At 58.8% G+C, this 11,963-nt stretch carries 8 protein-coding genes; 2 read left to right on the top strand and 6 right to left on the bottom strand.

From position 1 onward, the window contains the following. Positions 1-13 precede the first annotated feature (13 nt). Positions 14-867, bottom strand: a protein-coding gene (locus tag AB5Y68_RS04565) for an IS5 family transposase (protein ID WP_368206892.1) whose coding sequence is annotated in 2 segments (ribosomal slippage) — positions 14-525 and positions 525-867 — 855 coding nt in all. Because the reading frame shifts where the segments join, the coding sequence is not laid out codon by codon here. Positions 868-1,192: 325 nt separating this feature from the next. Beyond that, entirely contained in the window at positions 1,193-3,565 is a 2,373-nt protein-coding gene (ppsA, locus tag AB5Y68_RS04560; protein ID WP_039041363.1) for a phosphoenolpyruvate synthase, read from the bottom strand. A 307-nt stretch (positions 3,566-3,872) separates the two neighbouring features. Here ppsA and AB5Y68_RS04555 point away from each other — a divergent pair, with 307 nt between their 5' ends. Next, on the top strand, positions 3,873-4,685 hold the full coding sequence (locus AB5Y68_RS04555; RefSeq protein WP_010675153.1) for a pyruvate, water dikinase regulatory protein: 813 nt from the start codon (positions 3,873-3,875) through the stop codon (positions 4,683-4,685). A 129-nt stretch (positions 4,686-4,814) separates the two neighbouring features. Here AB5Y68_RS04555 and AB5Y68_RS04550 read toward each other — a convergent pair whose 3' ends face one another. Continuing rightward, on the bottom strand, positions 4,815-5,090 hold the full coding sequence (locus AB5Y68_RS04550) for a hypothetical protein (RefSeq protein ID WP_080770124.1): 276 nt from the start codon (positions 5,088-5,090) through the stop codon (positions 4,815-4,817). Positions 5,091-5,446: 356 nt separating this feature from the next. On the opposite strand from AB5Y68_RS04550, the gene AB5Y68_RS04545 reads away from it, so the two are divergent. Beyond that, complete coding sequence (locus AB5Y68_RS04545; RefSeq protein WP_039041364.1) at positions 5,447-6,823, top strand: amino acid permease; 1,377 nt, start codon at positions 5,447-5,449, stop codon at positions 6,821-6,823. Positions 6,824-6,985: 162 nt separating this feature from the next. Here AB5Y68_RS04545 and AB5Y68_RS04540 read toward each other — a convergent pair whose 3' ends face one another. The 3 genes from AB5Y68_RS04540 to AB5Y68_RS04530 all read right to left on the bottom strand — a co-directional run. Beyond that, entirely contained in the window at positions 6,986-7,687 is a 702-nt protein-coding gene (locus AB5Y68_RS04540; RefSeq protein WP_010675156.1) for an SIMPL domain-containing protein, read from the bottom strand. Between the two features lie 54 nt (positions 7,688-7,741). Beyond that, positions 7,742-8,299 carry a hypothetical protein gene (locus AB5Y68_RS04535; protein ID WP_010675157.1) on the bottom strand — a complete coding sequence of 186 codons (558 nt, stop codon included), beginning with the start codon at positions 8,297-8,299 and terminating at the stop codon, positions 7,742-7,744. Between the two features lie 87 nt (positions 8,300-8,386). Continuing rightward, on the bottom strand, positions 8,387-11,963 hold a 3,577-nt coding region (locus AB5Y68_RS04530), incomplete at its 5' end, for a beta strand repeat-containing protein (protein WP_368206929.1).

Raw genomic sequence — 11,963 nt, 5'->3', positions numbered from 1 at the left:
CTAGGCTGTGTTCTCAAAATGCTGGTTTTCTGTCCACACATAACTCGCGCAAGTAGCGAAGGCAAAAAGCCAGTTTGATAAAGGCTGCAAAACTCTTGGCTAGCTTTTCATATCTCGTTGAAAACCGGCGAAACTTCTTCAACCAACCGAAGCACCGCTCCACGACATTGCGCCTGCGGTAATGCACCTTGTCCAGTACCAATGGACGCCCCTTATGGCGCCGTTGCTGGTCGCTGCGTTGCGGAATGACCGCTTTTATCCTTCTCCGCCGTAGCTCGGCTCGAAAGGCTTTGCTGCTATAGGCCTTGTCTGCGGCAAGATGCGCTGGCCGTGTTCGGTAGCGACCTGATGACGTTGGTATCCTCGCCATGGCCAACGCGCTTGTTGCATAGCTGATTTCTGCTGATTGCCCCGGTGACAGGCAGAAGCTCAGTGGTAAGCCATGACGGTCCGTGACCAAGTGAATTTTGCTGCCGAAACCTCCCCGCGAACGGCCAAGGGCTTGATTCATTGAGGTGTTTTTTTACGTGCACCGGCAGCATCTTTGGATGCTCTGACATTGGAGCCGTCCAGGCACCACAGGTCGAAATCGATGAGCCCTTCTTCATTGAGCTTGAGTTGCAGCGCTTCCAGAATGGCATCAATCCGGCCTGCATCCTGCCAACGCCGGAAGGTGTTGTAGACCGAATTCCATGGTCCGAAACGTTCTGGAAGGTCTCGCCAAGGAGCTCCGGTGTGGAGTATCCAGAGAATGCCATCGAGCACTTGGCGCGGTTCACGGGTAGGGCGCCCGATCAGGCTTCGAGAAGGAAACTGGGGCTCGATAAGCCCCCATTGTGCATCAGTCAGCTGATAACGGCGGGACACGGAATGGATCTTAAGCTGTTGAGAAGATGTGAGATTATATCTTCATCACTTTAAGAACACAGCCTAGCCTGCCTGCGGCTCGGGCTCATGGCCACGCACGGCCTCCCCCGACGCCCTTATCGACATCCCGGCCCTCAGATTGGCCTATAGTTCGGCGAGGTTGTGGATCGTAACAGCATGATCTGGCACGCCATTTTTGCGCAGGAGAAGGCAGGCATCGGACAACATAGACATGCACCGCATGCCGGCATGAAAACGGCGCCCTCTCGGACGCCGTGTCTTTTATCACAGTGCAGCGCTATCGCCACACAGGCACAAAAGCGGCTCAGCCGGCCTTGTGCTGCTCGGCCAGATAGAGCCAGGTGTCGACCACGGTATCCGGGTTGAGCGACACGGAATCGATCCCCTGCTCGACCAGCCAGGCGGCGAAGTCCGGGTGATCGGACGGCCCCTGGCCGCAGATCCCCACGTACTTGCCCGCCTTGCGGGCGGCGGCGATGGCCATGGCCAGCAGTGCCTTGACCGCCTCGTTGCGCTCGTCGAACAGGTGGGCGATGAGCCCGGAGTCCCGATCCAGCCCCAGGGTCAACTGGGTCATGTCATTGGAGCCGATGGAGAAGCCGTCGAAGTGCTCGAGGAATTTGTCCGCCAGCAGCGCATTGGAGGGCAGCTCGCACATCATGATGACTTTCAGGCCGCGCTCGCCACGGCGCAAGCCGTTCTCAGCCAGTATCTCCACCACCTGCTCCGCCTCACCCAGGGTACGCACGAAGGGGATCATCACCTCGACGTTGGTCAGCCCCATGACATCCCGCACCCGTTTCATCGCCTCGCACTCGAGGGCGAAGCAGGGGCGGAAGCTGTCGGCGATGTAGCGCGACGCGCCACGGAAACCGATCATGGGGTTCTCTTCATGGGGTTCGTAACCACGGCCCCCCACCAGGTTGGCGTACTCATTGGACTTGAAGTCCGACATCCGCACGATGACCCGCTCAGGCCAGAAGGCGGCCGCCAGGGTGGCGATCCCTTCCGTCAGCTTGGCTACGTAGAACTCCCGTGGGCTCTCGTAGCCCGCGATCATCCTGGTGATGGTGGCCTGGAGTTCCGGGGTCTGCTGATCGAACTCCAACAGCGCCTTGGGATGGACCCCGATCATGCGGTTGATGATGAACTCGAGGCGGGCCAGGCCCACGCCGGCATTCGGCAACTGGGCAAAATCGAAGGCGCGGTCCGGATTGCCGACGTTCATCATGATCTTGATGGGCAGGCGCGGCATATTGCCCACCTCGGTCACCGCCACGTCAAAGTCGAGCTCGCCGTCATAGATGAAGCCGGTATCCCCTTCCGCACAGGAGACGGTGATGAGCTGACCATCCTGGATGTGGTCGGTGGCGTTGCCACAACCCACCACTGCCGGAATGCCAAGCTCCCGGGCGATGATGGCGGCGTGACAGGTGCGTCCACCCCGGTTGGTGACGATGGCGGAAGCGCGCTTCATGATGGGCTCCCAATCCGGATCCGTCATGTCGGTGACCAGCACATCGCCAGGCTGCACTTCATCCATCTGGCTGATGGAGGAGATGACACGGGCCGGACCCGCGCCAATCTTGTGGCCGATGGCGCGCCCCTCGATCAGCACCTTGCCGGTTTGCTTGAGGGCAAAGCGCTCGAGGGTATTGGCTTCCTGGCGGCTACGCACGGTTTCCGGACGGGCTTGAACGATGTAGAGCTTGCCATCCTGACCATCCTTGGCCCACTCGATGTCCATCGGACGACCGTAATGCTGCTCGATGATGAGGGCCTGCTTTGCCAGGGCCATCACTTCCTCGTCCGTGATGCAGAAGCGGTTGCGCTCGGCATCGGTGGTGTCGACCACCTTCACCTGACGGCCATGACCGGCATCCCCGGAGTAGGTCATCTTGATGAGCTTGGAACCCAGCGTCTTGCGCACCACGGCAGGGCGCCCGGCCTTGAGGGTCGGCTTGTGCACATAGAACTCGTCCGGGTTGACGGCCCCCTGCACCACCATCTCGCCCAAACCCTGGGCGCCGGTGATGAAGACCACGTCGTTGAAGCCGGATTCGGTGTCCAGGGTAAACATGACGCCGGAGGCAGCGAGATCCGAGCGCACCATGCGCTGCACCCCGGCAGAGAGAGCGACCCCCTTGTGGTCATAGCCCTGATGGACCCGGTAGGAGATGGCGCGATCGTTGAACAGAGAGGCAAACACATGCTTGATGGCAGTCATGACGGCATCGATGCCGCGCACGTTGAGGAAGGTCTCCTGCTGACCGGCAAACGACGCATCCGGCATGTCTTCCGCGGTGGCGGAGGAGCGCACGGCAAAGGATGCCTCGAGCCCCGCGCTCAGCTTGTCATAGGCCTCGCGCACCGCCTGCTCCAGAGCGGGCTGGAAGGGTGCTTCCACCACCCAGTCGCGGATCTGCTGACCGGCCCGGTTGAGGGCGGCGATGTCATCCACATCCAGACTGTCGAGCAAGTCATGGATCTTGCCGTTGAGGCCGCTTAACTCCAGAAACTCGTTAAACGCAAAGGCCGTGGTCGCAAACCCGCCCGGCACGGACACGCCGACCCCCGAGAGGTTGCTGATCATCTCGCCAAGGGATGCATTCTTGCCGCCGACGCGTTCAACGTCCTGCATACCGAGCTGTTCGTACCAGAGTACGTACTGTTGCATTTGCATGTCTCCAGGTTGGGGGGCCAGGGTGACAATTCACCTGCTGTGCCAAGTCGTGTGTTTTTGTTAGTGTCTGTTGCCAACGACCATGAAAACGTTTTCTATTTATTGTCAAAAAAATCCCCGAGCAAGAGTTGGGGATGGTCGTTTGACACAGGCATTCTACAATAGCGACACAAAAAGGTAACGACTCAGGTTTGCAAGCGAGTTCACAACTTGGGCATGGCAGATCTGTTGACAAAAACGATATGGTTTCGAGAGATACTTATTTCTCGCCGCCCTCTGGAGCGCACCACAGGAGTCCGCAGTGCACACCGTATTCTATGTATCCGACGGCACCGCCATCACCGCCGAAGTCTTCGGCCACGCCGTGTTGAGCCAGTTTCCCCTGGCCTTCGAGCAGGTCACTATCCCCTTTGTCGAGACCCAGGAGAAAGCGCGCCAGGTACGGGCACGCATTGACGAGCAGTTTCGCCAGACCGGGGTGCGCCCCATTCTGTTTCACACCATCGTCGACCCCATGGTGCGTGAAGAGGTGCTCAAGGCCCAGGCCAGCAGCCACGATTTTCTCAACACCTTCGTGAGCCCTCTCGAACAGGAGCTCGGTATCAAGGCCGAACCCAGGTTACATCGCACCCATGGCATGGAAAACCGCAAGCTTTACGACGATCGCATCGAAGCGGTCAACTTTGCGCTGGCCAACGACGATGGCATCACCACCAGGGAGTATGACGAGGCAGACATCATCCTCATCGGGGTCTCCCGTTGCGGCAAGACACCGACCAGCCTCTATCTGGCGCTGCAATTTGGCATTCGCGCCGCCAACTATCCCTTTATCGAGCAGGACATGGGATCGCTGGAGCTGCCCGCCGCCCTCAAGGCCAATCGCCACAAATTGTTCGGCCTCACCATCATGCCGCAGCGGCTGCACGAGATCCGCAACCAGCGCCGCGCCAACAGCCGCTACTCCTCGCTTGATCAATGCAAACAGGAGCTGGCCAGCGTCGAGAGGCTGTTCCGCCAGGAGGCGATCCGCTTCCTCGATACCAGCTCCCACTCGGTCGAGGAGATCAGCGCCAAGATCCTGGAAGCAACCGGCCTTCGCCGCCAGCTCTGCTAACCTTCAAGGCTGTGACAGCACAGCGCACCATTAAACAGGTGAGTGGCAAGATAACGAAACAGAGAAACAGGATGAAAAAATGATGCCAGCATCGTCGCTGGCATCCTATCACTCGCGGGGCAAGCAGGCTCAGGGCTTGTTGAGCTCCTTGTTGTTCATCAACATGCCGTGAAAATGGATGAGTCCCCTGCCCTTGCGGACTCGCTCGCTCAGCCAGCAGGCTGGCACCAACCCCATCCCGGCAGCAAGGATGAGCACCATGGCGACGTGGTTCACCAGGTAATCCGCTCCCAACCAGCCCCAGACAACAAGGCTGCTCATCGCCATCGTCAGCAACATGGGGGAGAGCCAGATCCCGAGCCAGAGCACGGCCATCACCAGGCCACCGACTATACGCTCCATCATATGAGTCCCTTTTTATCAAAAGGCAAAAGCATCATAAAAACCAATTCGCGTCAACAGGCGCAAATCCACCAGAACACAAAATCAGCAATCACTCTCAAAACCCCTTTCCAGATCATGAAAAACCTGCATGGCGCACAAAACAGCAGCCAATGATGAGGAAAACAGGTGCATGGACGGTCGATTATCACTATTCTGCTCGGGTTGGTAGCCGCTACAAAAAACAGCCAGCGGCAAACCGTAACGATATAAATACGGATTTCGTCACGTTTTCGGCACAAGATGCCGCGCCAGGCAGAGGACGTGCTGTGGCTGACGGGACGCGAGCCGAGTGATTTCAGCGACGTAAGGAAGGAAGAATGGATCTTCAACAACACGGCGAGGAGCTCAAGCGCGGTCTGAAAAACCGCCATATCCAGCTCATCGCACTGGGCGGTGCCATCGGTACCGGCCTGTTCCTCGGCATTGCCGACACCATCAAGATGGCGGGCCCTGCGGTGCTGCTGGGTTATGCCATCGGCGGCTTCATCGCCTTCCTCATCATGCGCCAGCTGGGCGAGATGGTGGTGGAAGAGCCGGTTGCCGGCTCATTCAGCCATTTTGCCTACAAGTACTGGGGTGACTTCGCCGGCTTCGCCTCCGGCTGGAACTACTGGGTGCTCTATGTGCTGGTGAGCATGGCCGAGCTGACGGCAGTCGGCATCTATGTCCAGTACTGGTGGCCCGAGATCCCGACCTGGATGTCGGCGGCCTTCTTCTTCGTGCTGATCAACGCCATCAACCTCTCCAACGTCAAGGCGTTCGGCGAGATGGAGTTCTGGTTCGCCATAATCAAGGTGGTCGCCATTCTCGGCATGATCGGATTCGGCGGCTGGATGCTGTTCTCCGGCAGCGGTGGCCCCGAGGCCACGGTCAGCAACCTCTGGGCCCAGGGTGGCTTCTTCCCCAACGGCGTCGGCGGGCTGGTGATGGCCATGGCCTTCATCATGTTCTCCTTCGGCGGTCTGGAGCTGGTCGGCATCACGGCAGCGGAAGCGGACAATCCCGAGAAGAGCATCCCCAAGGCCACCAACCAGGTGATCTACCGCATCCTCATCTTCTACATCGGCGCCCTGACCGTACTGCTCTCCCTCTATCCCTGGGGCAAGGTAGTGGAAGGCGGCAGCCCGTTCGTGATGATCTTCCATGCGCTCGACAGCAACCTGGTAGCCAACGTACTTAACCTGGTGGTGCTGACCGCCGCGCTGTCGGTGTACAACAGCTGCGTCTACTGCAACAGCCGCATGCTGTTTGGCCTGGCCAAGCAGGGCAACGGCCCCAAGGCCCTGCTCAAGACCAGCAAGAGCGGCGTGCCCCTGACCGCCATCACCATCTCGGCCGCGGCCACCCTGCTGTGCGTGCTCATCAACTACCTGATCCCGGGCAAGGCCTTTGGTCTGCTGATGTCCCTGGTGGTCTCCGCCCTGGTCATCAACTGGGCCATGATCAGCCTGGCGCACCTCAAGTTCCGCAAGGTGAAGGCTGCAGAAGGCGTCACCACCAAGTTCAAGGCACTGTGGAGCCCGTTTGGCAACTACCTCTGCCTCGCCTTCATGGCCGCCATCCTGGTGATCATGTACATGAACGATGGCACCCGCATCTCGGTCGAGCTGATCCCGGCCTGGGTCCTGGTACTCGGTATCGGCTATCTGCTCAAACAGAAGAGCCAACGCAAGCTGGCGACCAACCTGGGCTAGGCATCAAGCCTCCTCCAGCAAAAATGCCGGTCACTGACCGGCATTTTTTTACTCCATTCCCGTTTCACCTGACCCAGTTCGCGGCTCGCTAGTCCTGCCAGCCCCTGTAATGACAAACCCGAGGGGTTGCCTCGGGTTTGAGTGATGGACAAAGGGGCTGTGTTATTCCAGCAGGAAGACGGCTTCTACATTGTCAGTGATGCTGATCTGCTGCTGTTGATAGCTGTTTTCCATCATGTCGGCGGCAGGGGCTGCCGCAGCCTTCATGGCACGGGTATAGACCGGCATGGGAGAACTGTTGCGGTATTCAACGCTATACACTTTGCCAAGCTTCATGCCGAAAGCCTTGGCCAGGGACTCCGCCTTGCTCGTGGCATCAGCGACAGCACCAAGCCGGGCCTGCTCCTTGATGACCTGTGGTGACTTCAGGCCGTACTCTATCTGGGTCACGGACTCCAGACCCGCCTTGAGGGCGGTATCCATCAACTGGCTGAGTTTGTCGAGTTGATAGAGTTTGACGGCCAGTTGGCGCTGGGCACGGTAACCCACCATTTCAGGCTGCTTGTTCTGGGGATACTGATACTCGGGGGAGATCACCAGGTTGCCCGCCTCGACGTCGCTGCGCTTGATGCCCAGGCTCTCCAGCTGGCCAAAGAAGGCAGCTACCTTGGTATCTACCTGCTGTTTGGCCTTGATGCCCTGCTTCTCCAGTGCCGTGACGGCGACATTGAGCGTCAGCATGTCTGGTTCAGCCTTCTGCTCCGCATAGCCACTGACGACCAGATGGGGGGCTTGAGGAACCTCGATGGCAAGCAACGGAGCACTGACAACCAGCGCGGACAGGGTAAGAAGGGGACGCCACATAAAAAAACCTCCATCATTTAGATGGAGGTCATTATGCATGTCGTCGATTGGGATTCATATATCGTGTGTCGGCGGGATCTGGTCCAGCACCTGATTGGTCATGTCGATATTGATGCTGATCTCCCCTCCTCCTGAATTGCCATGGCTTGTCATCACGGGAGCAGGCGCCTGGCTGCCAAACAGCGATTCATCCTCAAAGTGGAACGAATCCCACGACAGAACATGACCTTGTGATGGCAGATTCGGCTCGGACGTCGTCACGACGGCCAGCGCCCCCCAGTCAAGCTCCTCACCGTGGCTGAGCAGCCCCTGCAAGGAGGTATCGCTCAGGCTCTGCAACGAATACTCCTGCTGCCCCCACTCATGGCCGACCAGCACCATCATGTGGGGCAGGGGGGCATCCTCTGCTGGCGTGAAGCTGATACGAGAAGCGGCAAAGTCCACATTCAGCAACCCCGCCACCTCACCATCTTCGCTCTCCAGCTCCAGACCGTTGAGCGTGTCACCCGTCATCGTGGCCTGATAGCCAAAGCGGCCGGTGCAGACGATATTGTCCTGCCCGTTCCAGCTATAGCGAATGCCGTCGATGTCGACCCAGTTGAATGACTGCATGGTGACCCTCTCCTGATACTGCAGCTATCTTATCTGCCCACTCCATCAAATAACAGGGGCCGGGCACACCCGGCCCCCATACCCTGCTTACGGATCGACCTTGAGGTTGCCCTGATCCAGCAGATCCTGAATGATCTGCAGATTGGATTTGCCAGCCGTCAGATCCACGTTGTCAAAGAGGATGGTATGAGTCGTGGTGCCACTTCCCGCGCCATCCAGATCAATGGTCAGAGTCGACTTGCCACTGCCCGGACCAGGAGCAAAGGTAAGATAGTGATCCAGTGTGCTCGCATCGGCATGCTCACCACTGAGCAGTTCACTCAGGTCCAGAACATCTCCATTGGCCCCCGTGGTGAAGTCTTTGATGGTATCCGTGCCTCCTGCATCACCTGCCATCCATTTGAAGGTATCCTTGCCAGCCCCACCAGTCAGGGTATCGCTGCCGGTACCCCCAATCAGCAGGTCGTCGCCCCCACCACCACTCAAGATGTCGTTACCTGCCAGTCCGCTCAGGACGTTGGCATTGCCATCGCCGGTCAGGCTGTCGTTGAACATGGACCCTACCAGGTTTTCCATGTTGCTCAGGCTGTCTGTCCCCGCCCCTCCGGTATTCTGATTGGCGCCATTGACTGTGACCGTGACCCCAGCAGCGCTGTCGAAGTAACTGGCCGTATCATTGCCGTTGCCGCCATTCAAGGTGTCGTTGCCGAGCCCCCCAAGCAGGATGTCGTTACCGGCATTCCCGTTGAGCGTATCGTTTCCAGACCCCCCGATCAGGATCTCGTCGAGATAGCTCCCGGTGAGTGTCGAACCGCTCTGCACATCCACATACACCTTGGCCGTATCTGTGGTCGTGCTATTGGTGTAGTTGAACGAACCCTCGTAAGAGCTGGGGGTAGCATTGCCGGAAGTATTGTCAAATGTTACCGAGCCTGCATTGTCTGTGACGGTCCCTCCAACGGCTCCCGAGATGCCCGTGATCATCTGGGTCGCAGCCAGAGGCCCGGTGTCATTGGCAAGCAGAGCCCAATCCGGAATGGTCGCCGGGTCCTGGTTGGTGATGATAAAGTCATCACGAACCACGGTAGGACCGACCGCCGGGTTGATAACGATGGACAAGGTGCTGGACGCAGTATCCCCATCGTTGTCTATCACACTGTAACCCACGACCTGGTTTATCCCCCCGACCGGAATGGATGTCGGCGGAGTATAGGTGTAGGCGCCGTTGTCCATATCCACCTTGAGGATGCCGCCTGCAAGTGTAATGGTCCATTCATTGGTCGCTGTATTGAAAGTCCCGACTGATGTTCCTCCCGAGACGCCGGCGGAGTCCGTCTTCTGGTTGTAGGTATAAGTCACCCCCCCCACGGTAATGGCATTGAGCCAGCCACCGTCGGCCCCAGCACTCGCTGCTACCCCGTTGATCAGTTGTCCTGCCAGGGGCGGAGCTACCACAGTGCTCAAAAGGGTCGCGGTCAGTTGACTGAAGTCAGTCACCACCACTGCGGTGGTATTCGCCGGACTGGCACCACTGACCCCGTTGTAGGCGATGGGATCCAGTGCAGACTGGGTTGCTCCCGAGCCCATCCCGAGCGCGTATGAATTGATGTTGTTCGCCGTCAGGAAATCGGCCCAGTCCTTGGTTTCACCGCTCAGTGTCGTGCCGTCACCATCGATCCCGTTCCCACCGCCAAGCGAGTTGTTGCCATCAGGAACTGTGGCGGGGGTACCGCTCAACGAGTTGGCATTTGGCAGACCATCCGACATGAAGTAAGAAACATTTTGCGCATTAGCGAGTCTACCTGTATCGCCAAAGGCTTTGATTGCCTCGTTCAGTGCATCATCGTAGTTGGTCGAGTCCGTGGGGGTAAGGCCAAGGATGATGGCCTTGGCTACATCGACCGAGACCCACACCCCGGTCGGATTGGCGGCTGAAGTGGAGAAGGTCACGATATTGACCATGACGCTGCCGTAGGCGCTGTATTTGTCCAGCAGCTCCAAAGCGGACTTTTGCATCACCTGCATCCGAGTCATGCCTTGATAGCCCGATGGATCACCCATACTGCCGGAGATATCGAGGATCAACATCAGATTCGTGTTCTGCACCTGAGTCGCCTGGCCTGCATTGGTAACAGCATTGGCAATGGGGGCATCATCGCTGATCACAACCTGCAGGTTACCCGTGCCACTGTCGCCACTGGCATCCGTAGCCGACACGACGAAACTCGGACCATTCGCTGTATCACTGTTGCCTTGAACGTTGTGAGTCAGCACATTGTCTTTGAGCGTGTAGGTATAGTTCACCGTGTAGACACCGGCCGTGGGTCCGCTGACACCGGTTACCGTCAGCATTCCTTCCGTATTGTTGATCAAGGTCTGACTGCCGCCACTGGTCAAGTTGTAAGACTGCCCACCGATGGTCAAGGTAGTCAGATTTTCCCCCTGGGTGTTGATGGTGAAGCTGCCATTGAATATCTCCGAATTACCACTGGCAGCCGTCCCCTCAGGCAGTCCCTCCTCATCAACCGTCGCATTGCCGATGGTCAATACAGGGACACGGGTATCCTGAGCAATATTGATGGTCAGAGTTGCCGGATCCGTATCACCATCGCCATCTTTGAGCGTGTAGGTAAATACCTCCGAGGCCCCCACGGGAACCGATGCCGCCGTGAGCGTATAACTGTATTCGCCATCCAGCCCCATGGTCAGCGTCCCATACAGCCCGGTCACAGTGAATCCACCGGCAGGATTACTGTCTGAATTGCCGTTCGAGCTCACGACCTGGCTGATTGCCGCACCATCCGCCCCCATGACGTCCACCCCGGCACCGGCTGTGCCGCCGATGGTCCCCGCCCCGGTAATGACATTACCCGTCACCGGAGTGAACACACCTTCAGTGGCACTGTCAGCATCATCGTTGGCCGTCGGCACGTCATCGACAATCTGCACGCTCAGGGTGTTCGAAGCCGAGTCCCCGTCGCTGTCCACCAGGCTCACCGCGAAGTCTTCGAACAGGCTGTTGTTGCCGTTCGCCGTCGGGTGCGCCTCGTTGTCGTTCAGGGTGTAGCTGTAGCTCACCAGCCCGGTCGCCGGGTTGTACCCGGTGATGGTCAGGGTGTTGCCCAGCGGCGTGGTCACCCCGCTCAGCGGGAAGCCCGCCACCACCCCGTTCACCACGATGTTGATGCCACCCACGCTCAGGGTCTTCACCCCGTCCGGCGCGCTGATGGTGAAGTCCCCCGTCACCGTGGTCGACTCCTTGCTGCTGTCCGACCCCGCCGACTCGTTCTCGCCGCGGGTCGCCAGCAGGTCGTCTTCGTACACCTTCACATCCCCGCCCTCGCCCTTGGGCGTCAGGTTGGTGATGGTCACCCCGTCATCGTCGTTCTTGATGGTCAGGGTCAGGGTCGCCGTGCTCACGTCTCCGTCCGCATCCGTCAGGGTGTAGGTGAACACTTCGCTGCCCACCCCGCCCCCGGTCAGCGCCTTGAAGTCACCGTCGTTCGGGTTGAGGGTGTAGGTGTAGGTGCCGTTGGCATTGAGCACCAGGCTGCCGTAGGTCCCGCTCAGGGTGCCCGCGGTCACCGCCGCACCATCCGCCCCCTGCACGTCGTTGGTGATGACGTTGCCATTGAGGACCAGGTTGTTCTCGCTCGCCGCCGTC

This window comes from Aeromonas sp. R6-1, from assembly GCF_040908165.1.
GTDB lineage: Bacteria > Pseudomonadota > Gammaproteobacteria > Enterobacterales > Aeromonadaceae > Aeromonas > Aeromonas caviae.
This window is presented reverse-complemented; position numbering and strand designations above follow the sequence as displayed.

Bases quoted from the DNA above. Each gene is read 5' to 3' on its own strand.
- AB5Y68_RS04540 (WP_010675156.1), bottom strand. From the start codon at position 7,687: ATGTGGCGTCCCCTTCTTACCCTGTCCGCGCTGGTTGTCAGTGCTCCG.
- ppsA (WP_039041363.1), bottom strand. From the start codon at position 3,565: ATGCAACAGTACGTACTCTGGTACGAACAGCTCGGTATGCAGGACGTT.
- AB5Y68_RS04550 (WP_080770124.1), bottom strand. From the start codon at position 5,090: ATGATGGAGCGTATAGTCGGTGGCCTGGTGATGGCCGTGCTCTGGCTC.
- AB5Y68_RS04545 (WP_039041364.1), top strand. From the start codon at position 5,447: ATGGATCTTCAACAACACGGCGAGGAGCTCAAGCGCGGTCTGAAAAAC.
- AB5Y68_RS04535 (WP_010675157.1), bottom strand. From the start codon at position 8,299: ATGCAGTCATTCAACTGGGTCGACATCGACGGCATTCGCTATAGCTGG.